This window comes from Streptomyces sp. NRRL S-118, assembly GCF_000716335.1.
Lineage (GTDB): Bacteria > Actinomycetota > Actinomycetes > Streptomycetales > Streptomycetaceae > Streptomyces.
Genome location: NZ_KL591002.1, coordinates 731,123 through 756,255 on the forward strand (window position 1 = coordinate 731,123; position 25,133 = coordinate 756,255).

Below are 25,133 nucleotides of genomic sequence, written 5' to 3' on the forward strand. Positions count from 1 at the left end.
CCACAACCCCAAGAAGACGGCCGGCTGACGACCGACCGCCGCCGAAGTCCGGCCGCCGGTGCGACACACGCGCCCGCGGCCGGACTTCTGCCGTGCACGGCTCCGACCTCGGCAAGTACGCCTTGTTCCGGTGTCCGCGGGCCCGGGAGTGTGGACGGGCGGCCCCGGCCCTCCGGTGGCGCCGAAGCGGCCGCCCCGTCCACCACCTGCCGTCGAAAGGGACGCCCATGGCTCTGCGGTGGTCGCACGCCGCCCTCAACTGCCGTGACCTCGAGGCGACCGAGGAGTTCTACCGCCACTGGTTCGGCATGCGGCGCGCCCGCGCCTTCGACGTGGCGGGCGCCCGGTTCGTCTTCCTGCGGCTCGGGGACGCCTACCTGGAGCTGTGCTCGCTGCCCGCGCAGGCGGGCCCGGCACCCGAGCCCTCCGCCGACGGGCCGCACACCGCCGGAGCCGTGCGGCACCTCGCCTTCCGGACGGACGACGTGGACGCCTTCCTGGCCCGCATGGGGGACGCCGCGCGCGTCACCCTGGGGCCGCTGGACTTCGACGCGTTCATCCCCGGCTGGCGCAGCGTGTGGCTCGCCGACCCCGAGGGCAACGTGGTCGAGGTCAGCCAGGGCTACCGCGATCTGCCCGACGACGGCCCCACGGCCGCAGAGTGACCCTGCGATGACTACCCAGAACACGGTTCTGGCTGGTCGGCGGCGGTCGGCGGAGGATTTTCCCAACCGACCCGAGAGGGAGAGAGCCGCCATGCCGCACACCGGTGACCGTTACTCGCAGGACGTCGTCTGGCAGCCTTTGCGCATCCGGACCACCCGTCACGACATACCGGTCCGCGTCTACCGGCCCGAGTCCGGACACGTCGGCTGGCTGGTCTGGGGGCACGGCGGCAGCTGGCGCTCCGGCTCGCTGGAGGGCTGGCACGCCTCCTGCGCGGACCTGGCCCGCCGCTCCGGCTGCGCGGTCGTCAGCGTCGACTACCGGCTGGCCCCGGAGCACCGGCACCCGGCGGCCCTCCACGACGTGCTCGCCGTCCTGGAGTGGGCCCAGGAACGGGCCGACGAGGAGGGATTGCCGCCCGTCGCGGCCGGCGGGGACAGCTCCGGCGGGACGATCGCGGCGTGCGCGGCGCTGGTACGGCGCGACCGGGGCGAACCGCTGAGCGCCCAGGTCCTCGCCTACCCCCCGCTCGACCCCGCGTGCCGCGCCCGGTCCTACACCCGCTACCTGAACAACTTCCCCACCCAGCCGGGCATGATCGCCGCCTGGCGGGACTACCGGGCCGGCAACACCGGCCCCGGCTTCCCGCCCAGCACGCCCTTCGAGGCCGGCGACCTGGCGGGCGTGGCCCCGGCGATCCTCGCCGTCGGCGCGTTCGACCCGGTCGCCGACGACGTGCAGACGTACGCGCGGATGCTGCGCGAGGCCGGCAACGACGTCACCTTCCAGCAGTTCCCGCACCTGCTGCACGGGGCCTTCCTGCAGCCCGACGGGGCCGGCGTCTTCGACGACGCGCGGGACTCCTCCGACGACCCCAGGGCGCTGCGCCACTGGCTCGCCGCGACCCTGCACGACCGGCTGGCCGCGTCGGCCGCCGCGACCGCACCCCACGACCGGGCCGTCTGACGGCCCCGACCCGAGAAAGAGAGAGGTCATGACCAGCACCCCCGGCGTCACCGACGCCCCCGGCACCGGCGCCCCCGCCTCCGTGCCGGGCCATCTCGGCTCCCTGCTGCGGCACTTCGGCGACCTGCGCGACGGCCTGCACGGTGACCAGGGCACCCGCCAGGGCAAGGAGCGCCTGTTCGTCACGGCGGTCGAGCTGCTCGGCCCGTACGCCGAACAGGCCCTGCGGGAGGTGAACGAGCACCTGCTGCGGAACACCGGTGAGATCAGGGCCAGCGGCGTGCGCCGGACCCCGGACGGCGGCGTCGCCGCCACCTGGGCGCTGACCTGGCCCGAGCAGCGCGTCACCGAGATCGACCCGATCACGATCAGGGCGCACTACGGGGGCGGGTTCCACCATCCGCACCTGAGCGGCGCCACGGTCGGGGAGTGGCCGCTGAACGTCTTCGACGCCGGGCAGGCCGCCGCGGAGCTGCCCCTCCTGCGCGCGATCGTCGCCGCGGACCTGCACAACCTGGTCTTCCAGCGGGACTTCCGGATCGTGCCGGCCACCGTCGCCGAGGGCGGTCCGCTCCGGCCGGGTGCGGTGCTCAACCCGCGGACCAAGGGGCTGCCGGTATGACCGTACGCCTGTCCGTCCTGGACCAGTCCCCGGTCGGCGAGGGGTTCTCGCACTCCGACGCCCTGCGCGCCTCCGTCGAGCTGGCGGAGCGGGCCGACGCGCTGGGTTTCACCCGCTACTGGGTGGCCGAGCACCACCACTCCCCCGGCTTCGCCGGCACGGCCCCGGAGATCCTCGCCGGGACGCTGCTGTCGCGCACCCGGCGCATGCGGATCGGCACCGGCGGCGTGCTGCTGCCGCGGTACGAACCGCTGAAGGTGGCGGAGGTGTTCTCGGTCCTGGCCTCGCTGCACCCGGGCCGGGTCGACCTCGGGCTCGGGCGGGCCGGGGGCCCGGCGGCCCGGTTCCCGCAGCAGGTCCAGGAGGTGAGCCGGCTGCTGGGCCTGGGCGGCGGGCAGGGCGGCGGGGCGGGATCGCTGCCGCCCCTGCCGCCACTGGTCTCCGCGGCCGAGGTCCCCCCGCGGCTGTGGCTGCTGGGAGCGGGCACCCGCTCCGCCGCGCTCGCCGGTGAGCTGGGCACCTCGTTCGCCTTCGCGCACTTCCTCGCCCCCGATCCGGGCGTGGTCGCCCTGGAGGGCTACCGCCAGGGACTGGCGGCGTCGGCGTGGGGCCCGCAGAAGGGAGTGCTGGCCGTCCGAGTCGTCACCGCCGACACGCAGGAGCGGGCCGACGGACTGGCGCTGAGCCTGCTGCTGTGGCGCAGCCGCAAGGACCTGGGCCAGGACCGCCCGCTGCCCTCGGTGGACGCCGCGCGGCGGCACCGCTGGAGCACGGCGGAGGCCGAGCGGGCCGCCGTCAACAGCCAGGCGCTGGTGACCGGTACGCCGGAACGGGTCCGCGAGGAACTGGAGCAGCTCGCGGCGGCGCACGGTGTCGACGAGCTCGTGATCAACACGCTGACCCACGACCCGGCCGACCGGGTGCGCTCCTACGAACTGCTGGCGCAGGTCTTCGACCTGTCCGGCCAGGAGGCACCGGAGGCCGACCGGGCGCCCGCCGCCGCGTAGGGGAACCGCGGGCGTGCGGGCGCGGACCGCGCACACCCGGTGACGCCGAACCGCCGGGCCGGAGGAATCCGGCCCGGCGGTTCGGCGTGTGCGGGGTGCGGGGGTGCGGGCCACGGGTGAGGGGTACGGGGGCGGCCGCGTCGGCGTCAGTCGTGCGGGGTCGGGACCAGCGGGAGGCTGCTCGGGTGCGGCAGGGAGCTGTTGGCCTCGCGGATCCGCGTCCCGGGCGCCACCCGCAGCCGCCACCGGGAGAAGAGCGTCGCCAGCGCGACGGTCATCACGGTCATCGCCAGGTGTTCGCCGATGCACCGGTGCGGCCCGGTCCCGAACGGGAAGTAGGCCCCGCGCGTCACGACCTGGCCGCTCTCGGGCGCCGACCGGTCCGGATCGAACCGCCGCGGGTCCGGGTACAGGACCGGGTCGCGGTGCATGGCGCGGGGGCTGTAGCCGACCTCCGAGCCGGCCGGGACCTCGACCCCGGCCAGGACGACGTCGTGGCGGGTGCGGCGGGTGAAGAGCATCGGGGAGCGCAGCCGGAGCGTCTCGTGCAGCACGCGGCGGGTGTACGCCAGGTCGTGCAGGCGGTCGTAGCCGACCGGGCCGTCGCCGAGCACCGCGTCGGCCTCCTTGCGCAGCCGCTCCTGGACCTCGGGCCGTACGGTGGCCTCGAACACCGCCCAGCTGAGGGTGGTGCTGGTGGTCTCCAGCGCCGCGAAGAGCAGCATCAGCAGCTCGCTGCGGATCTCCGTACCGGTGAGCGGCGCCCCGGTGGCCGGGTGCCGGGTCGCGAGGAGCGCGTCCAGCACGTCGGGGTGGTCCCCGGCCGGCGCGGCCCGGCGCTCCGCGACCATCCGGTCGACCGTGGTGTGGAACCGGTTCACGGAGGCCCGGAAGCGGCGGTTGCCCGGCGTGGGGAACTCGGTGACGGCGTCGGGGAAGACCGTGCGCGCCAGCAGCCGCCGGGCGATCATGTACAGGGTGGTGCGGATGTCGCTGACGACGGCGGGCGGCAGTTCCGTGGTGAACAGGCAGCGCAGCACGACCGCCGTCACCAGGTCCGACATCTCCTCGTCCGCGGCGACCACGGCCCCGGGCCGCCAGCCGCCCAGCCGCCGTTCGGCCTCCTCGGCGATCACCTCGGTGTGGTCGCGTACGCTGCGCCGGCTGAACGCGGGCTTGAGGGTACGGCGCTGGTGCTGGTGCTCCGGGCCGTTGGAGGCGATCAGCGGGTTGCCGAAGTTGGCGGCGAGCCGCTCGAAGAACCGGCCGCGCTCGAAGGTGTCGGTGTCGACCTGGATGCGGTGGACCAGGGCGGGGTCGTTGGCCAGGTACAGGCCGATGGGGCCGAAGCCGACCCGTACCAGCGGGTCGGCGGTCCGGGACGACTCGAAGAAGCTCAGTGGCCGGCGCAGCAGCGCGGGGGCGTGGCCGAGCAGCGGCACCCCTCCGGGCGCCGGGGGGCATGAGGTGGTGGCGGGCATGTCCGGACTCCTCGTCGGGCTCGTACGGGATGGGCGCCGGCGTCAGCCGGCGGCCGGGACGGTGCCGACGGCCAGGACGTTGCCCTCGCTGATGTAGCCGTCGGGGTCGCCGAGGGGGTGGTCGGCCGCTTCGGGGTCGAGGAACCGTTCCCATTCGGCGCTCAGCCCCAGCGCCAGCGCCTGGGGGGCCAGCCGGGCGCAGGCGGCCCGGTAGAAGGCGGAGGCGGCCTCGGGGAGCGGGGCGTGGTGCTCGATGAGGACGGTGCGCTGCCGTACGCCGGTGAGGCCGGCCTGCCGCAGGTGGCGGTACAGCTCGCGGGAGCGCAGCAGCTGGCGGGCGTAGCCCGGGGCGGCGGCCGCGGCCCGGAAGAAGTCGGCGAACAGGTACGGGTCGGCCGGGCGCGCGGTGATCAGGTGGGCGTCCAGGTCCTTGACCGCGACGGTGCCGCCGGGGCGGACCACGCGGACCAGCTCCCGCAGGGCGGCGGCGAGCCGGTCGTCGTCCAGGTACTGCACGGTGTTGGCGCACCAGACGGCGTCGAAGGTGTCGTCGTCGTACGGCAGGGCGGTGAGGTCCGCCTGCCGCACGTCCACGGGGCAGGGGAGCCGGCCGGAGGCGGCCCGCCCGGCGGCGAGGTCGGCGTTCTCCGGGGCGAGGTCCACGGCGGTGACCCGGCCGGCGGGCCCGGTGAGGTCGGCCAGGTGCGGCAGGAAGTCGCCGGGGCCGCAGCCGGCGTCCAGCACGTGCGCGCCGGGCCGGATCCCCGCCTGCCCGAGGAGGTCCAGGTAGGGGCCCTCGCAGGCGCGGAAGTGGGCGTCGACGACGGTGTGGTGGGTGAAGCCGAGACCGGTCGAGGTGGTGTAGCCCCAGGCCTTGTGGTCGTCGGTCAGCATGCTCGTACCTCGGTCTCGTCGGTCTTCCCGGTCTCCCCGACCTCGTGCAGGAGGTCCCGCAGCGCCGCGGTGACCGGCTCGGGCGTCTCCAGCGGGGGAAGGTGTCCGGCCTTCGGGAGAGTGATCAGCCGCCCGTGGGGCAGCGCGGCGGCGGCGTGCCGGGCGTCGTCGTGGGATACGAGCTCGTCCTCCTCGCCCGCCATCACCACGGCCGGCACGCGGGCGGTGCGCAGGGTACCGGTGGAGTCCGGGCGTGCGGCGATGGCCAGCTGGGCCCAGGCCAGGGCTGCCGGGTCGGCGGCCCGTGCGTCGGCGGTGACGCGCCGCAGGACGCCGGGACGCCCGGCGCGGGTGGTGGCGCCCACGAGCAGCGCGCTGGACCGGTCGACGAGCGGCCCCCGCGCCTCGTCCAGCCGCACGAGGCGGGCGAACTCCCGCCGCTGCGCCGCCGCCTCCGGGGTGTCGGCGGTGGCCCGGGCCGACAGCAGGGCCAGACCGGCGACCCGGTCGGGGTGGCGGGCCAGGAAGGCCATGGCGGTGTAGCCGCCCATGGAGGCGCCCGCGAACACGGCGTGGTCGACGCCCCGCTCGTCCAGCAGGCGGGCCAGGTCGTCGGCGACGACGTCGAGCGAGGGCGGGGCGTCGCCGAGCGGCGCGGAGCCGAAGCCGCGCTGGTCGGGGGCGATGACGGGATGGCCGAGCGCGGTGAGGGCCTGGCGCTGGGCGTCCCACATGGAGGAGTGGAGGGCGAGGGCGTGCAGCAGCACGACGGGGACGGGGGTCCGGTCGGCGGTGGCGTTCATCGGCCGGTCCCTCCCGCCCCGGCGTGGACGACGCGGACCGCGGGCCCCGCCGCGGTGGCGGTCCCGTCCGCCGGTGCCGCCGCGGAGGGGGCACCGTCCGCCGGTGCCGCCGCCTCCGCGCGGGCGAGGAAACCGGCGATGTGCGGGGCGAGCGCGGCGTCACGGGACCAGGCGAGGGCGACCGGGGCGGGCGGCAGGTCGTGGATGGGGACGACCCGGATGCCGGGGGGCGCGACGTCGGCCAGCGAGACGAGCGAGATGTGGACCGCGCCCTCCTCGGCCACCAGGGCCATCATGCGCGGCACGTCGGTCACCCGGTGGCGGCGGTGGATGGTGCGGCCCGCGGGCGTCCGGGGCGGGACGACCTCGTCCCAGACGTAGTCGGGCATGGTGCCGGGGCGTTCGAAGGCGTCGTAGTCCGCGAGCTCCTCGATGGAGACCGACTCCCGGCCGGCGAGCGGGTGCCCGGCGCCGACGACGGCCGCGCGGGCGTCGTACGTCAGCACCCGGCTCACCGCCAGGTCCGGCTCGTCCAGCCGGAACTTGACGATCATGAGATCGAGTCCGCCGTCGCGCACGCCCCGGAAGGGGTCGGCGACGTCGTACTGGCTCAGCAGCACACCGGCGGGGTCGTGCCCGGCGAGGCGGAGGATGCGGTGGGCGACCTCGACGGAGCCGTGGTAGCCGAGCCGGATCGCCGGAGGGCCGGCCGGCGACGGGGCGGTCGAGGACCGGGTGGTCCCGGACGGGGTGGTCGCTGACGGGGTGGTCCCGGTCGGGGTGGGACGGTCAGTCAAGGGGGGTCTCCTCGGTGAGCCCGGCGGCGGCGCGGAGCCGCCCGGGGAGTGTGGTCTCGGCGGTGACGCGCAGGGCCGCGAAGGACGCGGACACGCCCATCAGCCGCGGCACCTGGCGGATGGTCACCGCGTCGCCGTGCGTGATGAGCCCGTCCAGTACCGCTTCCGCCAGGACGTGGTTGAGGTGCACCAGCGCCTCGGACACGGAGCAGCCCGCGGTGGCGAGGTACAGGTGGCGGTGGACCGGTGCGCGGTCCGCCGCCCCCGCGCGCCCGGGCACGCGGAAGGTCAGGTCCGGGGCGGCGGGCAGTGCGGCGTCCCCGTGGAACAGCTTGAGCAGCCGGCGCAGGGCGGCGGTCTCGGACGCCGGCCCCGGTCCGGCCCAGGCCGCCGAGCCGTCGTCGGCGGTGTGGGCGAAGGCGAACCGGTCGCGGAGGTTGGCGGGGTTGCCCGCCAGGAACACCGTACGGGTGAAGGAACGCCGCCACAGGGCGGCGCGCTCCCCGGTCAGCGACAGGGCGAACGCGCAGGTGGACCGGGCCCATCGGGCCAGGTCGAGCCGTCCGATCACCACGGCGGCCATGGTGTCCTCGGCGTCGTCGACGCCCTCTGTACCCTCGGTGTCCTCGATGTGCTCGGTCTTCGGCGCGAGGCCGCCGCCGCTCGCGTCACGGCCGCCTTCGCCGGGCCGGGAGCCGGTGCCCTGGGCGGCGGCCCGGAGGGCGGCCTGGGCTGCCAGGAGCCCGTCGGCGGACGCGAGGTCGAAGCGCCCGGCGAGGTCGGGCCGGGCGGTGCGGATCCGTGCGGCGACCGCCTGCCGCAGCCGCTCCTGGGTCGGCGTCACAGGTACACCGCCGAGAGCAGGTCGGCGGCCGGTGCCGGTCCGCGCCTGCCGAGCAGGCCGGACGTCAGCCGGTACGGGTCGACGTACCGGTGGTCGCGGCGGTGGCGTCCCAGACGCGCGGGCAGGGTCTCCGGATCTCCCGCTCCGGCCGCGGCGAGCAGCCGCTCCGCCCGGGACATGGACTGGCGCAGCAGGTCGGCCCGGAAGGACTGCTGCCGGCCGGGGCCGAGCAGCGCGATGAAGTACAGCCGCATGCCGAGCCGGACGACGGGCGGCGGGTACGCGGCGAGGGCTTCGGTGAGCAGGGCGCCGGCGTGGTGGTCCTGCCAGCCGCCGTGGCGGGCCGAGCGGATGCGGCCGTCGATGGGGACCCGGCCGACGGGGACCCGGCGCACGGCCGGGCCGAGCGCGCCCAGGACCCGTTCGAGCTGCTGGTAGTCCGGGTCCAGCTCGGTGTCGTAGACGAGCACCACCTCGTCGAAGTCCGCTGCGAGCGGCAGGAGTTCGCGGAGCGCGCAGGCGAGGTAGTTGGGCCGGCCGGCGGCGGTGACGATCTGCCGCAGCGGCAGTCCGTACCGGGTCGCGTCGAGGTAGACCGGGCCGCCGGTGCCCCGCTGGTCCAGGCACATGCCCAGCGCGCCGAGGCGCTCGATCATCCCGTCCAGGTCCAGCCCCGGCGGCTGGTGGCGCGTGAGCCCCGGGTCGTGCATGCCGAGGGCGGCGTAGTGCCCGGCCCACAGCCGCAGGACGCGGGCGCCCGCGGGGTGCACCCAGCCGCGCTCGGCGGCCACCGCGTACGGCTCGAGCGCCTCGGCGGGGGCGGGCCGGGCTTCGGCCCGGAAGCCGATGTACAGCTCCCCGATCCGCTCCTCCGTCAGGTCGTCGTAGTCGGTGTCCCCGCGCGTGCGGTCGAGGTACTCCCAGAAGGCGAGCGTCTGTTCGGTGGGGTGGTAGGTGGTGGGGCTGTAGCGGAAGGTGACGTCCGCCACGCCGCGGGTGGCCCGGTACATCACGTCCGTCCACAGCAGGCCCTTGAGGTGGCTGGGGGTCAGCGGCTTGGACGGGGTGATCGTGATGGGGGCCAGCAGGACCCGGCCGCCGACGGGCGCGGGGCCGGCCGTGGCGGGTGCGTGGGTCAGAGCCGTCACGGACGGCTCCTCTCCGCGGCGGCGACGAGTGCCACCAGCTCGTCGCGGGAGGGTGCCGTACGGCCGGGGGCGGAGGGGGCGGGCGCCTGCCGTACGCGGGTGACGAACTTCTCGTCGCCCAGGAGTTCGGCGGGCGTGGTCAGGCTCATCAGCATGCGGGTCAGGCCCCGCCAGACCACGCCGTCGCTGCGCGCCGCGGCGGCGATCTCGGCGGACGTCGGCGGCCGGTCGGGGTCCGCGGCCCGGGGTGCCGCCGCGGGTCCCGCCGAGGATGCCGGTGCCGCCGAGGGGGCCGGTGTCGCCGAGGATGCCGCTGTCTCCGAGGGAGCCGGTGTGCCCTGGACCGCGGCCCGCCAGCGGGTGATGCGGTCGCGGTCGGCGGCCGCCGCGTGGTCGTACCACGGCCGGTGGAGCGCTTCCGCCGCCCGGGCCACCGCCCGGCTCTGCGCCGGGCCGACGGCCGGGTGCCGGGCCAGTTCGTCCGCGAGCAGGAAGGCGTGCGCCAGCGCCAGGGACATGCCGCGCCCGAAGAGCGGGTTGGTGACGCACGCCGCGTCGCCGACCGTGAAGAGGCCCGCGACCCGGCACTGGGTGGCGGCCCAGCGCAGGGCGTTGGGCGGACTGGTGATGGCGAAGACGGGCGAGATCGGCTCCGAGACACCCGGTTCGAGCCACGGCCCGAGGCCGGGTGTGGCGCGGGCGAGCGCGGTGAAGCCGGCCCGGGTGCGCAGCCCGGCGAGCGCGTGGTCGCCGGGGAGGGTGGCCAGGGCGATGGAGAAGGTGTCGTTGTCGGCGGGGTGCAGCACCCCGGCGTAGTGGTCCCAGATGTCACCCGCCGCGTTGCCCCGGTTGACCGGGCCCGGGTAACCGCCTTCTCCGGTCAGGCGGTAGAAGCGGGAGTAGCCGGCCAGCCCGGACGGGCTGGTCACGTCGTCGCCGACGGGTACGCCGGCCCTGCTCAGCCAGGCCCGGGCCATCGCCCGGTGCCCGGTGGCGTCCACGACGAGGTCGGCGGGGACGCGTTCGCCGCGGTCGGTGACGACGGCGCGGACGCGGCGGCCGGCCGGGTCGAGCTCCACGCCCCGGACCGTCGTGTCGTGCTGGATCAGGACACCCGGCAGGTCGCGCACGGCCCGGTACAGGACCAGCTCGAAGCTGGTACGGCGACAGGCGAGGGCGACCAGGTCGTCGTCGCCCGGCTCCCGGTCGCGGTCGGTGGCGCCGGGCGGCATCGCGAGGGTGAGGTCGAGCTCCTTGGCGCCCGTGGCGCGCGCCGCGGACAGCACCTGGGGCGCGCGGGCGCGCAGCAGCGTGACGCCCAGCGACGTGAGGGTGTGGGAGTGGGACGCCTGCGGGACGGTGGGGCGCACCCAGCGGCCCGCGGACTCGCCGACGGACCACTGGGGCGGCCGGGCGGAACGTTCCAGGATCAGGACGCGACAGCCGGTCGCGGAGAGGGCGAGCGCGGTGGCGAGGCCCGCGACGCCCCCTCCCGCTATGACGGCGTTGCGCATGTCAGCTCCTCCTCCCGTGGACGAAGAACACCCTGCGCACGTCGCGCACCGAGCGCGGCGGCACCGGGTCGGGCCAGCGGCCGAAGTCGGCGCCCTCCTCCCCCGGCTGCACGGCGCGCACGTCGAAGCCGTACCGCGCGAAGAGCTCCTCCGGCTCGTCGCTGCCGAACAGCCAGGGGCAGCCCCAGCCGGAGAACACGTCGAGCAGGCCGCGCATGTGCGGCAGGGTGAGGGCGGCGGCGTTGACGATGTCGGCGGCGATCCGGCTGCCGGGGGCCGAGACGGCCGCGACCCGCTGCAGGATGCGGTGGGTGTCCGGCTCGGGGATGTAGTACAGCAGTCCTTCGAGCAGCCAGGTCGACGGAAGCGCCGGGTCGTACCCGGCGTCGCACAGGTCGCGCTCCCAGTCGGGCGAGGTGAGGTCGACCGCGACGCGGCGGTGGTCGGTGCGGGGCCGTGCCGCCGCACCGAGCTGCTCCTCCTTGTACGCCAGTACGGCGGGCCGGTCGACCTCGTACCAGCGGACGTGGGACGGCCAGTCCAGGCGGTAGGCGCGCGAGTCCATGCCGGCCGGGGCGAGCACGATCTGCGTCATGGCCGGGTCCTGCGCCGCGTCCTGGAGGTAGTCGTCGAAGAACCGGGTGCGGATGGCGTTGTAGTCGGGGGTGGACGGCAGGGTGCGTTCCCGGCCGGGCGGGAAGGTGGCGGCACGCACCTCGGCGAGCAGCTCGGGGCCGATGTCCCCGGCCAGGGCCGCCGCGTACGGGTCCTCGTAGAGCCGGTCGGGGCGCTTGCTCTCGGCGGCCCGGAGGGCGGCGGTGAGCAGGGCGGTCCGCTCGACGGCGTCCAGCGATGCGGTCATGACGGTGAACCTTCTTCCTGTACGGGCGGTACGGGCTGCGCGGGCGCCGCGCGGAGTGCGGGGGACGCTGGGGACGCGGGACGTGCGGGGTCCGCGGGCGGGGCGGCGTGCGCGGCCGGGGCGGGCCCGGGGACGCGGCCGGTGAGCCGCTGCCACTGCTCCGGGTCCTGACGGAACAGCCGGTCCTTGACCTGGGTGGGGCGTACGCCTGCCGCCACGGTGGACTGCCAGTCGTGCAGAAACGCTTCGGCGGAGAGCAGCGTGACGGTGGGTGCGGCCAGCCGCCCGGAGCGGCGGGCGTCGCGGTAGCCGGCCGACTCGCGCTCCAGGGCGCCGTCGAGCCGGCCGGTGAACCGCCGGGTCTCGTCGTCGGTCCACGGAGTGCGCGGGGCGAGGGCGAAGGCGTAGGCGGGGGCGGCGGTCCCGGCACTCCGCGCCACCCGGCAGGCGGCGTTGCGGACCTCCAGGCCCCCGGCGTCCAGGGCCGCGGCCAGGGCGCGGATCACCTGGGCCTCGCGCAGCCGCTCCCCCACCGCGTCGGAGAGGGTCGCGCGGCCGGCGTACTCGACACGGGGCACGCCGTCGACCCGGTCGGTGACCCGGACGACATCGCCGACGGCGTACCGGTACAGACCGCCGACATGACTGAACACCACGTGGTAGTCGCGGCCCGTCTCCAGTTCCTCGGGCCGCAGGGTGGCGGTGTCCGGGGCCAGCTCGGCGCCGGCGTCGGCGAACTCGTACACCGAGGCCGTCACCACCAGGCTGCCGGCGCTGCGGTGGCGGTCCAGGGCGACGCCCACGGGTCCCTCGGAGGCGGCCACGGGAGCGGGCAGCACGGTCACCCCGGCGCCGAACTCCTCCCTCAGGCGCGGCAGGTACAGGGAGGCGACGCCGGTGGTCCAGCAGAACAGCGCCTTCAGGTGCGGCCAGACGTCGGCCGGGCGCACCGTGCCGGAGCGGGCGGCGAGCCGTTCCAGCTCGGCCGCGCGGTGCGGGTTGGGGGCGCCGGAGGGCAGCCCGCCGACGGTGCCGTCGTGGACCTCCTTGACGATCCGCGACCACCACAGGTTCAGCTGGTACGGAACCGCCGCGACCATCGCCGGGTTGATGCCGATCACGCAGCGCACGTCGCTCTCCACCGCGAGCCGCAGGCGCAGGTACATCTTCTCCAGGTGGGCGCCGGGTTCCACCGGCACGGGCAGGGTGGCCCAGGGGGCGGAGGTGCCGGGTTCGGCCGACAGCGGCTCACCGAACTTCTCGCCGAAGTCGACCTGGCTCGCCCCGACGTGGGGGCGCCCCGAGGCGGTGGTCGGCGGGGCGGCGAGCGGGTCGTGCTTGAGGTTGAGGACCGCGTCCGGCCGGGCGATCACCTCGGGGAAGTGCTCGATCAGCGGCGCCCAGGCGGCGTAGTAGAAGGGGAAGAAGGTGGTGTGCATGAAACGCGCGGTGACCGGGATCTTCTTGTGTGCCCCGGTGGTGCCGCTGCTGGTGAAGAACACCACGGGCGGGTCGGCGCTCAGCACGTTCGGCTCGCCGGCGGCGGCGCGCTCGATCCAGGGGCCCAGGGTCCGGTAGTCCTGGACGGGGACCGCCTTGCGCCAGTCGTCCAGGGTGCGGATCCGCTCGAAGCCGTGTTCCTTCCCGTACGCGGTGGAGGCGTTGAACCCGACGAGGTCGTCCAGCACCCGCTGCTGGTGCGCGGCCGCGTCGGCGTGCGCGGCGCGCAGCCGCTCCCGCTCGGCCAGGACGCGTTCGCGGTAGCGGCGCAGCCTGTCCGGGTCGGTCCAGGTGTCAGGCGAGTTCATGGGCGAGTGCCTCCTGTATGTCGCGCGCGGTGCGCTCCGGGTCGCCGTCGGCGCGGACGACCGTCACCGGCAGGTGCCTGATCTCGTCCCGCATGGTCTTGGCGAGGTCGCTCTGGTACCGCTCGAAGCCGTCCCGGTCGGGCTGGTCCCCGTAGTACTCCAGCCGGTTGAGGGCGGTGCCGCCGCGGGTGCGCCCCCACGCGGTCCGCGGGGGCACGTCGAGGTAGATCACGCGGCGCGGCCGGGGCAGGGTGCGCCACCAGGCGAACATGGGGTTCTCGGGCACGCCGGCCAGCCGGCACTTGGCCAGCAGCTTGTAGTAGTACGAGTCCACGACGGCCGGGGTGCCGGTGCGGTCGTCCAGCAGCCGGTCGCGCAGGTGGAGGACCGCGGTCTGGATCAGCGTGGTGAAGAACTCCGGTGACCAGGCGTCGGGCCGGGCGGCGACGTCGGTGACCACGGCCCGGCGGAGCCGGCGTATGAGGTCGTGCTCGCGGTCGAGGAAGGCGTCGTCGGCGGAGACGAGCCGCCAGGGCGCGGACGCCTCGCGCAGACGTCTCATGGCGGAGGACTTGCCGGCGTAGTCGGCGCCGAGCAGCACGCAGAAGGCGGGACCGGCCTGCCCGGCCGGTGAGTCGGCTGTGGAGTGGTCCAGGACCATGGAGAAGTGCACCCCCGGATGGTTCGGCGTGGCGGTCGCGGCCGGCTGCTGCGGCCTGCCGGTACGCCCGAGAACGTTACGTAGATACCGTTCGGTATTCCGGTCGGGAGGGTGTCGCGGGAACGACCCCGGCAAGTCCCCGAAGTGTCGGGGCCTGCCGGGGCCGGTCCTGCAGCGCACCCGGTTCCGGCCGCTAGGCGGCCGGCTGGTCGAGGTAGTCGCGGAGCAGCGCGGCGAGTTCGGCGGGCTGCTCGAAGGGGACGTTGTGGCCGCAGTCCAGCTCCGTGTACCGGCTGCCGGCGATCCCCCGGTGCAGTTCCCTGGAGTGCGCCACCGGGATCACCATGTCCTGGCGGGCGCCGACGACCAGGGTGGGCGCCCGGACGGCGGCCAGTCGGTCACGGATGTCCACGACCAGGTCCAGGTCGATCTGGCGCTTGGCGCCCTCGGAGGGGTCGGCGCCCTTGGCCGCCGCGGCGATCTCGTCGCGGCCCATGGTCGTCAGCCGGTCCGGGGAGAGCGACAGCAGGGTGATGAACTGCTGGTACGCGACGGTGTCGAGGTCGGCGAGCCGGCGCCAGAGGCCGAGCGCCAGCTCCTGGCGCGGATCGTCGTTGCGGGCCCAGCCGCCGACGAGGACCAGCCGCCGTACCAGCTCGGGCTGTTCGGCCGCCAGCGCCGCGGCGACCACCGCGCCGAGGGAGGCGCCGACCACGTCGACCGGTCCGTCGACGGCGGCACGGGCGGCCGCCGCGACCTGGGCGACCAGCAGGTCGAGGGTCAGCTCGCCGTCCGGCAGCGGGGTGCCGCCGCTGCCCGCGTAGTCGGGGGTGATGACGGTGAACCGGTCGGTGAGGAGCGGCCGCACAGCCGCGTAGTTGGCCTCGGAGTCGGCGGTGGAACCGTGGACGAGGAGCAGGCCGGGCCCGGATCCTTCGACCCGGTAGTGGACCTCGGTGCCCGCGACGCTGACGGTGGACATAGGGGTGACGCCTCCTCGGGGATGGGTGGGAGCGGGACGGTCGGGTCAGCTCCGGGTCGGTGCGGAGGGCTGCTCGACGAGGGTGTCGTGGGTCGCCGGGGCGGGCGACGGGATGGCGACCGGGGCGGCGGGGCGCTTGCGGCTGCGGCTCAGGTGACGCATGGCGGGCGTCTCCACGAAGCGGTAGAGCAGCCAGCCGCCCAGCAGGGACGCGGCGAAGAAGCCGATGACCACGAGGATCGCGACGGGGATGCTGTACGTGGCCTCGCCGAGCAGGGAGCGCAGGTAGAAGATGGTGACGCCCTGCACCAGGTAGAAGCCGAAGGAGACCTCACCGAGCCACACCATGGGCCGGCTGCGCAGCCAGGTCTCGCGTCCGTCGACGTCGGCCGTGGCGACGGAGCAGATCAGCGCGGCGACCGGGATGATGGTGGCCACGACGAAGCCGTACTCGAACGGGGCGACCAGGGCGGCGGCGTAACCGATCGCCGACAGCACCACCGAGACGCCGATGCCGATGCGGCGCGGCCAGCGGCCCGCGAGGACGATCCGGGCCAGCATGATGCCGAGGGCGAACTCGAAGACCCGGCCGGGCGGGAAGAGGTAGCCGAACCAGAACTGCATGTCGGAGATGGGGGTGATCGCCGACTTCGGGGTGTCGGGGATGAGGAAGCGCGTGACCAGCTGGACGCCCACCATGCCCGCGATCATCAGGCCGGACCACAGCCACAGCCGGTTCTCGCGGATCTTGCGGATCAGCACGATCAGGAGCGGGAAGAGCAGGTAGAAGAGGAACTCGCTGCCCAGGGACCAGCTCGGCGGGTTGACGCTGAGGTTGATGGCCGGCTGCGGGAAGAAGGTGTGCAGCAGCAGCATGTTCGGCAGCCAGTGGCCCACGCTGGTGACCGCGGCGCCGGCGAAGAGCAGCATCGACGCGGCGAACACCACCAGGTGGTTGGGGAAGATCTTGCACACGCGGCGCCGGTAGAAGGACGTCAGCCGCTCACCGGGGCGGGAGGCCCAGGCGAGGACGAAGCCGCTGAGGACGAAGAAGAACGACACGCCCATGTAGCCGGCCTTGCTGAAGGCCGTGGTGAAGACCTCGGCCACGCCGTCGTGGGCGAAGGGGTTGATCGGCGCGTTGGGCGGGATGGGCGAGTCGGTCAGCGAGGCGTGGAAGAAGAAGACCAGCAGGGCCGCGAAGAATCTCAGCCCGGTCAGGGACGGGAGGTTGGCGGGCCGGGTGGGCGCGGCGGCCGCCCGGGAGCGGGTGGAGGAGATCACAGACATGATGAGGACGCTTTCCGGCGCGGGAACGGGGCGGGGAAACGGGTCGGGAGCCGGCCGGGGCGGCCGCCGGGCGGCGGCCGCCCCCGCGCGGTGCTGCTGGGTGTCGAGCGGGAGGTGCGTGCGTCGCCCTACTCGGTGTCGCCCCGGGGGACGTCCATCTCGTTGCGGTAGAGCATGAGCTTGGCGTCCTTGGCCACGTAGTAGTTCTGGACCGAGTACGCGATGGTGGCGAAGTCGAGCCGGCCGTCGCCGTTGAAGTCCGCGGTGGCGATGCGGGCGACGGACTCCTCGGAGACGCGCCACTTGGCCCAGATGCCGTTCGCCGCGTCGATGGCCTTGTAGTACATGACGCCCTGCCACGGCCACGGCCCGCGCAGCGCCACCAGGAACTCGTCGTCGCCGTCGCCGTCGAAGTCGGCGCAGACGATCTGGTGGCCGGGGCCCTCCCCGTTCTCGTTGGGGTCGCCGTAGACGTCGAGCAGGACGCGGTTCCACTGCACCTCGTCGGCCGGTCCGTCGGTGGCCTTGGTGTAGACGGCGACGGTGTTGCCGTGGAAGGGCTCGATGGCGGCGACGTACGCCATGGGGTCGTCGCCGAGGCGGCCGGCGTTCAGGTCGCCGCTGCCGCGGAAGCCGGTCTGCTCGAACTGGGTGAGCTCGCCGGTGCCGATGAGCTTGCGGATCCACTCCTGGCGCCGGTCGTCCCAGTAGAGCCAGGTGACACCCTCGTCGGAGGCGAGCAGGAGCGAGTCCCGGTCGGAGCCCGGTATCAGGCCCTTCTTCTTCTCCGCGCCGTGGATCATGCGGAAGTGGCTGTCGTCGATGACGGTCATCGGCCACTCCTCGGCCGCGTGCACGTCGTCGGGCTGGGTGAACATCACCACCGGCAGGACGGCGTGCACGTCCTCCTTGGCCACGATCGGGAGGCCGATGACCTCGAGCCGCTCCGTCTGCGTGAAGTGCCCGACGCGCAGCCGGTGCATGCCGGTGGCGCGGCCGATGTAGTGGCGCTTCCAGCGCGACTCGTCCTTGTCGGGGCTGCCGGGGTTCTCCAGCCAGTCGATCTTCCCGCCCGCGGTGTTGGCGTCGTGGATGGTGCCGATCGGGCCGTAGAGGTCGTAGCAGACGATGATGTCGGGGCTGCCGTTGCCGCTGACGTCGGCGAAGTCCGCGCCGACCGGCATCTTGATCTTGTCCTGGACGAGGCGGCGGGTCCACCGCTCGTCGTTCTGGTACCAGTAGATCTCGCCGAGCCGCAGCCCGTAACCGAACAGGTCCGGCCGTCCGTCGCCGTCGATGTCCGGGGCCTCCAGCCAGTACCCGTCGCGCAGCTGGTCGGCGACGAGCTCGGCGGTGAACTTCGGGGCCTGGAAGTTGGGCAGGGAGTTGCTGGTCATGGTGGGTCTCCTCGGGGAAGTCAGCGGGTGCGGCGGTGGTACTCGACGGCGAGCCAGACGCAGTCGGTGTCGGCGCGGTACTGGTGCCAGGGGTAGACGTAGGTGCCGTCGGGGCCGGTGGAGCAGAAGGGGTCCGGGGTGGTGTAGCCCGGGCTCATCACGACGTCCTGGTAGAGGGTCCGGTGGTCCTGCTCCCGGAACTTCTGCATGCGGCCGATTCCGTGGACCTGGGTGTGCACTTCGATGAAGTCGTGCTGGTTGTGGATGAAGCAGTCGGTGCCGGCGGGGGCGTACCAGAGGTTGACCTTGATGTCGAAGGTCTCGGGGGCGGCCGGCTCCGGGGTCTCCTTCAGCAGGTGGGCGGCGTCGAAGGTGACGGTGCCCGCGTCGTCCTGCGGGCTCTTCCACAGGGGGGTGTCCCGGGGGAAGGGCAGGCCGTCGCCCGGGGCGGTGTCCTCGCCGAGCAGGTCCCCCAGCAGGGCCCAGCCCGGTTCGCCGGTGATGCCGGCCATGCCGCCGTCGTCGGGCACCCGGAGCAGGACGAGGGTGTCGGCACGCTCGATGACGGTGTCGGCCAGGATGGTCGAGGACAGGGCGGGAATGCTCGTGCGGGGCGTTTCGGCGATGTGGACGTCGCCGATGCCGGTGTTGACGACGATGGCCGTCCCGCGGACCCGGTAGTCGCGGGCGTTGCGGACGAGCGTCGCCTCGACGCGCGGGCCGGTGAAGTTCAGCGGGGTCTCGGTGGGGGGCTCGACCGCGGCCCCGGTGCCGGCGGTGGTGCCGGGCGGAGCGTCGAGCACGGTGTCGGACACGGCGCTGGCAGCCTTTCGGTCGGGTGCGGGTGCGGGTGCGCGTGCGGGTGTTCTCCGGCGTGAGTTCGGGTGCGGGTCCGGGTTGCGGGTGCGCCGGACGGGAGGCTCAGGTCCGTGCGTACGAGGAGGTGCGGGCCAGTTCGGCCGCGAGCTCGTCGACGGGGGTGCCGGGGACGAAGGGCTCCACCGGAGGGCCGTCACCGAAGAAATGGGCCAGCGCGCCGACGGTGCGCTCGGTGGCCCGGCCGTCGCCGTACGGGTTGGCGGCGGCGGCCATGCGGTCGTACTCGTCCGGGTCGCGCAGGAGCCGGGTGGCTCCGGCGACGATGCTGTCGGTGGTGACGCCGACCAGGCGGGCGGTGCCGGCCACGACGGCCTCGGAGCGCTCGGTGACCGTGCCCAGGACCAGCGTGGGCTTGCCGAGGGCCGGGCCCTCCTCCTGGGAACCGCTGCTGTCGGAGAGGATGATGTCGGCGCGGCGCATCAGCCGGCAGAAGTTCAGGTACGGCAGCGGGTCGACCACGGTGATGTTCGGGTGGTGCCCGATCCGGGGCAGCATCGCCTCGCGCACCACCGGGTTGCGGTGCAGCGGCACGACCACCCGGACGTCGGGCTCGTCGGCGATCTCCGCGAAGGCCCGGGCGATCTCCGGCAGGTGGGGCCATGCCTCACGCCGGTGGGCGGAGGCGAGGATGATCCGCCTCGGGTCGGTGTCGAGATCCGCCAGGGCCGGGTCGCCGTAGTCGTCCGCCTTGTCGCACGCCCACTGCAGGGCGTCGATGACGGTGTTGCCGGTGACGACGACGCTGTCCTCGCTGACGCCTTCGCGCAGCAGGTTGGCCCGGTTGCCGGGGGTGGGCGCCAGGTGCAGGCGGGCGACCTGCGCCACCAGGCGGCGGTTGCCCTCCTCCGGGAACGGGGAGTCGAGGTGGCCGCTGCGCAGCCCGGCCTCCACGTGCACGACCGGGATCCGGTGGTGGAACCCCGACAGGGCGCCGGCGAGGGTGGTCGCCGTGTCCCCGTGGACCAGCACGGCCTCGGTGGACAGCACCGAGAAGTGCTCCTCCAGGCCGCGCAGGGAACGGTAGGTGACCTGGGAGAGCGTCTGCTTCGGGGCCATGATCTCCAGGTCTATGTCGGGCTTGAGGCCGAACGCGTCCAGTGTTTCGTCGAGCATCTGGCGGTGCTGCCCGGTCGAGATCACCACCGGGTCGAACCTGGGGTCGTCCTGGAGCGCGCGGATGACCGGGGCGAACTTGATGGCTTCGGGCCTGGTACCGAGAACTACTGCGACGGACCGCATGGTTGTCATTCCTTTGCGACGTGGGGCGGTGACGTGGGCGTCGAAACGGCGTGAGGTGGTGACAGGAGCCGTGCGAGGTGCGTGTGGGGGCGTGTGCCGTGCGGCCGGAGAAGGGCTCCGGCGCCGGGGGCGCGTCAGCAGCGCGGCATGCGCCGTCGGCGGGAGGGGAAGGTGCGACGCCTCGCGGAGCGGAAGCTCCGGGGCGGGTACTCCCTGCCGGACGAGAGATATCTTTTCCGTGAGCTATCTCTGCCGTCAAGCCGGATCGGTGTGACTTGCACAGCTCTCGCGCACGCCGGCCCGTGGCCGGATCCCGCGCACAACGCCCCGGCCCCGCAGCGCAGTTGAGCGCTGCGGGACCGGGGCGGAAACAGCACTGCGCCCGCCGCGGGGTACGCGGCGGGCGCAGGGGGAGGGAAGGCTGACGGACCACCCAGCGGCCTCGGAGGGCCCTCAGGGGCCGTCAGGAGGGCCTTGCGGAGCACGTGGCGGCCCTGTGCGGGGCCGTACGGGCCGTCCCGGCCCGGCCGGGCGAGCCGGGAGGGCAGCCGCGACGGAGGGCGGGACGGCAGGCGGAAAAGGCGTGGTTGCGGTCAGCGCTTGGCCGGCTCCACGGAGAGCGAGTGGCGGAAGAAGTTCGACGGGTCGTAACGCCGCTTCACCTGCTGGAGCTTCGGATAGTTCTCCTTGTAGTACAGCGTCTGCCACGGCACGCCGGAGCGGTTGCGCCGCGGGTCGGCCACGTCCCGGTCGGGGTAGTTGATGTAGCAGCCGTCGGTGCGGTCGTCGATGACCGGCACACCGCCCGTCGCCGCGAAGAACTCCTCGTACAGGTCGCGCACCCAGCCGAGGTAGAAGTCGTCCTCGCGCTCGTCGGCCCAGAAGGTCTGGAAGCACATCTTGAAGACCGAGCTGCGCTGCGCGTTGGCCGTGGCGTCGGGCGCCACGGCGTTGACCCGGCCGCCGAAGGAGAACAGCACCAGCATGGTGTCGGGGTTCTGGAAGTCCGGCCGCGTCATGTGCTTGTAGAGCGCGGCGATCTGCGCGTCGGTGAAGTTCTTGCGCATGTACCCGGACTTGTGCGCGCCGCGCGACGTGGGGTTGGTGATGGTCGGGTTGTTGGTGCCCACCAGCCGCGTCGCCTGGAGCCACGGCAGGGTGCGCGGCGCGGCGAGCTCCGGCATGGCCGGCAGCTCGCCCGTGGGCCTGGTCAGCGCCCCCGGCTTGATGCCGGTACCGGCCGTGATGGCCGCCATGTAGTCGTCCAGCAGCTTGCGCGCCCCGGGCACGGTCGCGTCGACCTGGGTGAACATGCCCAGGCTGCCGTGGGCCTTGGCGCTGACGTTGAACAGGCTGCTGAGGTGGCGGTACTCGGAGTCGGGCCCGCTGTGCGTCTCGTGCCAGGCGCCGAAGTTCTTCAGCAGCCGGGTGAAGGTGACCTCGTCGAGCTGGTCCCACGGGATGTCCACCGCGCTGACCAGGACGGTGGACGGCGGCGAGACCAGCTGGTCCTGCGGAGCCGTGCCCTTGGCGCCCGGCGAGCGGAACCAGTACCGGGTCACCAGGCCGAAGTTGCCGCCACCGCCGCCGGTGTGGGCCCACCACAGGTCGCGGTGGGGGTCGTCCTCCTCGCGGGTGGCGACGATGGTCCGGGTACGGCCCTTGTCGTCGACGACCACGACCTCCACCGCGTACAGGTGGTCCACGACCAGGCCGTGGGCGCGGGAGAGCAGTCCGTAGCCGCCGCCGGCTATGTGGCCCCCCGCGCCGACGCTGTAGCAGATGCCGCCCGGGATGGTGACGCCCCAGCCCTTGTAGAGGGCCTCGTAGACGTTGATGAGCCGGGCGCCCGGCTCGACGTAGAAGGCCCGGCGGCGGGCGTCGTAGCCCACGTCCGTCATCTCGGAGAAGTCGAGGATGACCTCGACGTCCGGGTTGCAGGCGAAGTCGGCGAAGCAGTGGCCACCGCTGCGCACCGAGACCCGCTTGCCGGCCCGGAACGCGTCGCGCAGGGCCTTCTCGGCGTCGGCCGACGACTTGACCATCTTGATGTAGTCCGGTCTGGCGACGAAGCGCTGGTTGTTGCCCGTGGTCAGGTCGGGGTACAGGGTGTCTCCGGGGCGGATGGTGGCGCCGAACTGCGCCGCCTCACCCGTACCGGCGGGCACGGCGGCGGCGGACGGGGCCAGGCCCGCGCTCACGGCAACGCCGCCGGCCAGGGCCGCTCCGCCGCTCAGGACCTTGCGGCGATGGATTCCACTCATGATCGGTTACCTCGGGTTCTTGTCGTGATGATGACGGGACGAGCCCGTGGGACAGGTCGGGAAGAGGTCGGGACGCACAGGTGGGCAGAGGGATCGGGATACGGACGCGGATGCGGAGGCGGAGGGGATACGGACGCGGATGCGGAGGCGGAGGGGATGCGGATGCGGACGCGGATACGGATGCGGATGCGGAGGGGATGCGGCGTCAGACGGAGGCGTACGGGGCGGGTCCCGGCTCCTCGGTGGCCGCGCGCCGCCGGTCGGACCGCCGGTCGAGGAGGCCGGAGAACAGCGCCACGCCCAGGCCGGCCGCCGCCAGCAGCGCCCCGGTCCAGTTCGGCGCCGTGTAGCCGAGGCCGTGCTCGACGGTGAGGCCGCCGAGCCAGGCGCCGATCGCGTTGCCGAGGTTGAAGGCCGCGATGTTGGCGGCCGAGGCGAGTGCGGGCGCGCCGTCGGCCTTCTGCATGACCCGGGTCTGGAGCGGGGGCACGGTGGCGAACCCCACCACGCCGAAGAAGAAGACGGTGATCGCGGCGGGCAGCGGTGCGCGGGCGGTCTGGACGAAGACCAGCAGTACCAGGGCGAGCGCGGCCAGGATGACGTACAGGCTGCGCATGACGGCCTTGTCGGCGGCCTTGCCGCCCAGCACGTTGCCCACGCACAGGCCCACCCCGAACAGGACGAGCAGCCAGGCGACCGCACCGGCGGAGAAGCCGGCCACCTCCGTCATCATCGGCGCGATGTACGTGAAGGAGGCGAACACCCCGCCGAAGCCGAGGGTGGTCATGGCGAGCGCCAGCCACACCTGCGGGCGGCGGAAGACGGCGAGCTCACCCCGGAGCCCGCCCGCCTGCTCCTTCGGCTGCGGCGGTACGAGCGCGGCGACGGCGGCCAGCCCCACGACGCCGAGGGCGGTGACGGCCCAGAAGGTGGAGCGCCATCCGAAGTGCTGGCCGAGGACGGTCCCCAGCGGCACGCCGAGCACGTTGGCCACGGTCAGCCCGATGAACATCAGGGCGATCGCGCTCGCCTTGCGGTCCGGCGGGACGAGGTTCGCGGCGACCACCGAGCCGATGCCGAAGAAGGCGCCGTGGGTGAGGGCGGCCACCAGCCGCCCCGCCATGAGGAGTTCGTAGGTGGGGGCGAGCGCGCAGAGCAGGTTGCCCGCGATGAAGATGCCCATGAGGAGGGTGAGCATGGTCTTGCGGGGCAGCCGGGCCCCCGCGGCGGTCATCAGCGGCGCACCGACCACCACCCCGAGGGCGTAACCGGTGACGAGCATGCCGGCGCTGGGGATCGGGACCGACAGGTCACGGGCCACCTCGGGCAGCAGACCGACGATCACGAACTCGGTGGTGCCGATACCGAAGGCGCCGAGCGCCAGGGCGAGCAGGGCGGCGGGCATCATCGGTCCTTCCGGGGCGTGGCGCCCGTGCCCGGCTCGGCGGCCGTCAGCCGCCGCGTCCGTGCGTAGTCGGTGAGCTGCGCGCGCAGCCGGCGGCGGCCGCGGTGGAGCCGGGAGGTCACCGTGCCGTGGGGGACGCCCAGCCGTGCGGCTATCTCCCGGTAGGCCAGGCCCTCGACGTCGGCGAGGTAGACCACGGTGCGGAACTCGGCGGGCAGCGCCTGCAGCGCCTCCAGCACCTCGTCGTCGGCCATGCGGTCCAGCACCTGCGACTCGGCCGAGGGCAGCCGGGCGGCACCGTGGCCGGCGGCCCGGACCTGGATCCAGTCGTCGGCCTCCCCCACCAGCGCCCACTGCGGCTCGTGCTGCCGCTTGCGGTAGAGGGTGATGAAGGTGTTGATCAGGATGCGGTGGAGCCACGCCCGCAGGTTGGTCCCCGCCCGGAACTGGTGGAAGGACTGGTAGGCCTTGGCGAAGGTCTCCTGCACCAGGTCCTCGGCGTCCGCGCGGTTGCGGTGCAGCCGCAGGGCGGCGGCGTACATCTGGTCCCGGTAGCCGAGGGCATCCCCTTCGAACCGGGCGGTGCGCTGCTCGTCGGTTTCGGCCGGGGCGAGGAGGCCGCCGGCGGCCGGGGTGAGGGTGTCGGTCATCGGGTGTCCTTCGGCGTCAGATCTGGCGGAGTGCTCCGCCGTCCACGGCCCACTCGGCGCCGGTGACCTGCGCGGCCTGCGGCGAGAGCAGGTAGGCGATGATCCGCGCGACGTCGTCGGGCGTGCCGATCCGGCCGCTGGGCAGCTTGCGCTCCTCGCGGATGAAGTGGTCGACGGCCTCGTCGGCGGGCAGTCCGTACCGCTCGGCCAGCTGCTCGGCGAAGCCTCCGGGGGCGTCGAAGAGCGCGGTGCGCGTGGGGCCGGGCGAGACGACGGTGGAGCGGATGCCGCGCGGGGCGAACTCGGCCGACAGGCTCTTGGAGAGCGACAGCAGGGCCGTCTTGGTGGCGGCGTAGTCGGCGATGGACGGGTCGGGGAAGCGGGCGGCCTCGCTGGCGACGTGGACCAGGCTGCCTTCGCCGCGCTCCAGCAGCGCCGGCAGGGCCGCGCGGGTGATCCGTACGTGGGCGTGGAAGTTGACCTCGAAGGTGGCGTGCCACTCCTCGTCGGTCACGTCCAGGAAGCCGTCGTGGGAGGTGAGGGCCCCGGCGTTGTTCACCAGGCCGTCGAGGCGGCCGTGCCGTTCGAGGACGGCGCGGACGACGCGCGGGGCCGCCTGCGGGTCGGTCAGGTCGGCGGCGACCGGGGTCACCCCGGGGCCGATGGCGTCGATGCGGTCCGTGCGGCGGGCCACGCCGATGACACGGGCCCCTTCCGCGGCCAGCAGCCGGGCGGTCGCCTCACCGATGCCCGTGGAGGCGCCGGTGACGAGGAAGACCCGGTCGGCCAGGTGCAGGTCCATCAGTGCTCTTTCGTGGTGGAGGGACGGAACGGGGAGACGGAAGGGGGAGCAGGGGGAGCGAAGGGAGGGGGGAGGGTTCGGCGGTGCACCCCGGGGCGGGGGATGACGGAGGGGTGCACCGCCGGCTCTGTGCCGGGCGGACCGGCTAGTTC

Annotated in this window: 23 protein-coding genes; 4 read left to right on the plus strand and 19 right to left on the minus strand. The window is 74.1% G+C overall.

All coding sequences use genetic code 11. From position 1 onward, the window contains the following. Nucleotides 1–227 precede the first annotated feature (227 nt). From IH00_RS0106690 to IH00_RS0106705, 4 genes are all read left to right on the plus strand, one after another. On the plus strand, nucleotides 228–665 hold the full coding sequence (locus tag IH00_RS0106690; protein WP_031070605.1) for a VOC family protein: 438 nt from the start codon (nucleotides 228–230) through the stop codon (nucleotides 663–665). A 91-nt stretch (nucleotides 666–756) separates the two neighbouring features. Next, entirely contained in the window at nucleotides 757–1,632 is an 876-nt protein-coding gene (locus tag IH00_RS0106695) for an alpha/beta hydrolase (RefSeq protein ID WP_031070608.1), read from the plus strand. Between the two features lie 28 nt (nucleotides 1,633–1,660). Beyond that, nucleotides 1,661–2,254 carry a hypothetical protein gene (locus IH00_RS0106700; RefSeq protein WP_052411194.1) on the plus strand — a complete coding sequence of 198 codons (594 nt, stop codon included), beginning with the start codon at nucleotides 1,661–1,663 and terminating at the stop codon, nucleotides 2,252–2,254. Then, nucleotides 2,251–3,261: an MsnO8 family LLM class oxidoreductase gene (locus IH00_RS0106705; protein WP_052411195.1), complete on the plus strand. Its 1,011-nt coding sequence runs from the start codon at nucleotides 2,251–2,253 to the stop codon at nucleotides 3,259–3,261. Before IH00_RS0106700 ends, IH00_RS0106705 begins: the two co-directional genes overlap by 4 nt. 146 nt (nucleotides 3,262–3,407) lie before the next feature. Here IH00_RS0106705 and IH00_RS0106710 read toward each other — a convergent pair whose 3' ends face one another. The 19 genes from IH00_RS0106710 to IH00_RS0106800 all read right to left on the minus strand — a co-directional run bounded on the left by IH00_RS0106710 (nucleotide 3,408) and on the right by IH00_RS0106800 (nucleotide 24,981). Continuing rightward, nucleotides 3,408–4,742, minus strand: coding sequence for a cytochrome P450 (locus tag IH00_RS0106710; protein ID WP_031070615.1), 1,335 nt, complete (start codon nucleotides 4,740–4,742; stop codon nucleotides 3,408–3,410). Nucleotides 4,743–4,784: 42 nt separating this feature from the next. Continuing rightward, the gene (locus IH00_RS0106715; protein ID WP_031070617.1) at nucleotides 4,785–5,636 is read right to left on the minus strand and encodes a class I SAM-dependent methyltransferase; all 852 of its coding nucleotides are present in this window, start codon (nucleotides 5,634–5,636) and stop codon (nucleotides 4,785–4,787) included. Further along, nucleotides 5,630–6,439, minus strand: a complete 810-nt coding sequence (locus tag IH00_RS0106720) for an alpha/beta fold hydrolase (protein ID WP_031070619.1) — start codon at nucleotides 6,437–6,439, stop codon at nucleotides 5,630–5,632. Before IH00_RS0106720 ends, IH00_RS0106715 begins: the two co-directional genes overlap by 7 nt. Then, nucleotides 6,436–7,236 carry a LysR substrate-binding domain-containing protein gene (locus tag IH00_RS0106725; protein ID WP_078887578.1) on the minus strand — a complete coding sequence of 267 codons (801 nt, stop codon included), beginning with the start codon at nucleotides 7,234–7,236 and terminating at the stop codon, nucleotides 6,436–6,438. Before IH00_RS0106725 ends, IH00_RS0106720 begins: the two co-directional genes overlap by 4 nt. Then, on the minus strand, nucleotides 7,229–8,080 hold the full coding sequence (locus IH00_RS0106730; protein WP_031070623.1) for a DUF6182 family protein: 852 nt from the start codon (nucleotides 8,078–8,080) through the stop codon (nucleotides 7,229–7,231). The genes IH00_RS0106725 and IH00_RS0106730 overlap by 8 nt, the downstream gene beginning before the upstream one ends. Next, nucleotides 8,077–9,228 carry a hypothetical protein gene (locus IH00_RS0106735; RefSeq protein ID WP_234334777.1) on the minus strand — a complete coding sequence of 384 codons (1,152 nt, stop codon included), beginning with the start codon at nucleotides 9,226–9,228 and terminating at the stop codon, nucleotides 8,077–8,079. The genes IH00_RS0106730 and IH00_RS0106735 overlap by 4 nt, the downstream gene beginning before the upstream one ends. Continuing rightward, nucleotides 9,225–10,742, minus strand: coding sequence for an NAD(P)/FAD-dependent oxidoreductase (locus IH00_RS0106740; protein ID WP_031070627.1), 1,518 nt, complete (start codon nucleotides 10,740–10,742; stop codon nucleotides 9,225–9,227). The genes IH00_RS0106735 and IH00_RS0106740 overlap by 4 nt, the downstream gene beginning before the upstream one ends. Before the next feature lies 1 nt (nucleotide 10,743). Beyond that, nucleotides 10,744–11,604 carry a class I SAM-dependent methyltransferase gene (locus IH00_RS0106745; RefSeq protein WP_031070629.1) on the minus strand — a complete coding sequence of 287 codons (861 nt, stop codon included), beginning with the start codon at nucleotides 11,602–11,604 and terminating at the stop codon, nucleotides 10,744–10,746. After that, the gene (locus IH00_RS0106750) at nucleotides 11,601–13,412 is read right to left on the minus strand and encodes a GH3 family acyl-acid amido synthetase (protein ID WP_078887579.1); all 1,812 of its coding nucleotides are present in this window, start codon (nucleotides 13,410–13,412) and stop codon (nucleotides 11,601–11,603) included. Before IH00_RS0106750 ends, IH00_RS0106745 begins: the two co-directional genes overlap by 4 nt. Continuing rightward, nucleotides 13,399–14,085, minus strand: a complete 687-nt coding sequence (locus tag IH00_RS0106755; RefSeq protein WP_234334778.1) for a dTMP kinase — start codon at nucleotides 14,083–14,085, stop codon at nucleotides 13,399–13,401. Before IH00_RS0106755 ends, IH00_RS0106750 begins: the two co-directional genes overlap by 14 nt. A 181-nt stretch (nucleotides 14,086–14,266) precedes the next feature. Next, complete coding sequence (locus IH00_RS0106760; protein ID WP_031070635.1) at nucleotides 14,267–15,055, minus strand: alpha/beta fold hydrolase; 789 nt, start codon at nucleotides 15,053–15,055, stop codon at nucleotides 14,267–14,269. Between the two features lie 45 nt (nucleotides 15,056–15,100). Further along, on the minus strand, nucleotides 15,101–16,345 hold the full coding sequence (locus tag IH00_RS0106765; protein ID WP_052411196.1) for an acyltransferase family protein: 1,245 nt from the start codon (nucleotides 16,343–16,345) through the stop codon (nucleotides 15,101–15,103). A 128-nt stretch (nucleotides 16,346–16,473) separates the two neighbouring features. Then, entirely contained in the window at nucleotides 16,474–17,742 is a 1,269-nt protein-coding gene (locus tag IH00_RS0106770; protein ID WP_031070639.1) for an FG-GAP repeat domain-containing protein, read from the minus strand. A gap of 20 nt (nucleotides 17,743–17,762) precedes the next feature. Continuing rightward, on the minus strand, nucleotides 17,763–18,557 hold the full coding sequence (locus tag IH00_RS0106775) for a hypothetical protein (RefSeq protein ID WP_234334779.1): 795 nt from the start codon (nucleotides 18,555–18,557) through the stop codon (nucleotides 17,763–17,765). 106 nt (nucleotides 18,558–18,663) lie between these two features. Beyond that, nucleotides 18,664–19,860 carry a non-hydrolyzing UDP-N-acetylglucosamine 2-epimerase gene (wecB, locus tag IH00_RS0106780; protein ID WP_031070643.1) on the minus strand — a complete coding sequence of 399 codons (1,197 nt, stop codon included), beginning with the start codon at nucleotides 19,858–19,860 and terminating at the stop codon, nucleotides 18,664–18,666. Between the two features lie 593 nt (nucleotides 19,861–20,453). Next, the gene (locus tag IH00_RS0106785) at nucleotides 20,454–22,124 is read right to left on the minus strand and encodes an FAD-binding oxidoreductase (RefSeq protein ID WP_031070645.1); all 1,671 of its coding nucleotides are present in this window, start codon (nucleotides 22,122–22,124) and stop codon (nucleotides 20,454–20,456) included. 205 nt (nucleotides 22,125–22,329) lie between these two features. Continuing rightward, nucleotides 22,330–23,529, minus strand: a complete 1,200-nt coding sequence (locus IH00_RS0106790; RefSeq protein WP_031070647.1) for an MFS transporter — start codon at nucleotides 23,527–23,529, stop codon at nucleotides 22,330–22,332. Continuing rightward, entirely contained in the window at nucleotides 23,529–24,179 is a 651-nt protein-coding gene (locus tag IH00_RS0106795; protein ID WP_031070648.1) for a sigma-70 family RNA polymerase sigma factor, read from the minus strand. Before IH00_RS0106795 ends, IH00_RS0106790 begins: the two co-directional genes overlap by 1 nt. 16 nt (nucleotides 24,180–24,195) lie before the next feature. Next, nucleotides 24,196–24,981, minus strand: coding sequence for an SDR family NAD(P)-dependent oxidoreductase (locus tag IH00_RS0106800; protein WP_031070651.1), 786 nt, complete (start codon nucleotides 24,979–24,981; stop codon nucleotides 24,196–24,198). Between the last annotated feature and the right edge of the window lie 152 nt (nucleotides 24,982–25,133).

Excerpts from the sequence above, each read along its gene's own strand:
- IH00_RS0106690 (WP_031070605.1), top strand. The coding sequence starts at position 228 with ATGGCTCTGCGGTGGTCGCACGCCGCCCTCAACTGCCGTGACCTCGAG.
- IH00_RS0106695 (WP_031070608.1), top strand. The coding sequence starts at position 757 with ATGCCGCACACCGGTGACCGTTACTCGCAGGACGTCGTCTGGCAGCCT.
- IH00_RS0106700 (WP_052411194.1), top strand. The coding sequence starts at position 1,661 with ATGACCAGCACCCCCGGCGTCACCGACGCCCCCGGCACCGGCGCCCCC.
- IH00_RS0106705 (WP_052411195.1), top strand. The coding sequence starts at position 2,251 with ATGACCGTACGCCTGTCCGTCCTGGACCAGTCCCCGGTCGGCGAGGGG.
- IH00_RS0106710 (WP_031070615.1), bottom strand. The coding sequence starts at position 4,742 with ATGCCCGCCACCACCTCATGCCCCCCGGCGCCCGGAGGGGTGCCGCTG.
- IH00_RS0106715 (WP_031070617.1), bottom strand. The coding sequence starts at position 5,636 with ATGCTGACCGACGACCACAAGGCCTGGGGCTACACCACCTCGACCGGT.
- IH00_RS0106720 (WP_031070619.1), bottom strand. The coding sequence starts at position 6,439 with ATGAACGCCACCGCCGACCGGACCCCCGTCCCCGTCGTGCTGCTGCAC.
- IH00_RS0106740 (WP_031070627.1), bottom strand. The coding sequence starts at position 10,742 with ATGCGCAACGCCGTCATAGCGGGAGGGGGCGTCGCGGGCCTCGCCACC.
- IH00_RS0106745 (WP_031070629.1), bottom strand. The coding sequence starts at position 11,604 with ATGACCGCATCGCTGGACGCCGTCGAGCGGACCGCCCTGCTCACCGCC.
- IH00_RS0106750 (WP_078887579.1), bottom strand. The coding sequence starts at position 13,412 with ATGAACTCGCCTGACACCTGGACCGACCCGGACAGGCTGCGCCGCTAC.
- IH00_RS0106760 (WP_031070635.1), bottom strand. The coding sequence starts at position 15,055 with ATGTCCACCGTCAGCGTCGCGGGCACCGAGGTCCACTACCGGGTCGAA.
- IH00_RS0106765 (WP_052411196.1), bottom strand. The coding sequence starts at position 16,345 with ATGTCTGTGATCTCCTCCACCCGCTCCCGGGCGGCCGCCGCGCCCACC.
- IH00_RS0106770 (WP_031070639.1), bottom strand. The coding sequence starts at position 17,742 with ATGACCAGCAACTCCCTGCCCAACTTCCAGGCCCCGAAGTTCACCGCC.
- wecB (WP_031070643.1), bottom strand. The coding sequence starts at position 19,860 with ATGCGGTCCGTCGCAGTAGTTCTCGGTACCAGGCCCGAAGCCATCAAG.
- IH00_RS0106785 (WP_031070645.1), bottom strand. The coding sequence starts at position 22,124 with ATGAGTGGAATCCATCGCCGCAAGGTCCTGAGCGGCGGAGCGGCCCTG.
- IH00_RS0106790 (WP_031070647.1), bottom strand. The coding sequence starts at position 23,529 with ATGCCCGCCGCCCTGCTCGCCCTGGCGCTCGGCGCCTTCGGTATCGGC.
- IH00_RS0106795 (WP_031070648.1), bottom strand. The coding sequence starts at position 24,179 with ATGACCGACACCCTCACCCCGGCCGCCGGCGGCCTCCTCGCCCCGGCC.
- IH00_RS0106800 (WP_031070651.1), bottom strand. The coding sequence starts at position 24,981 with ATGGACCTGCACCTGGCCGACCGGGTCTTCCTCGTCACCGGCGCCTCC.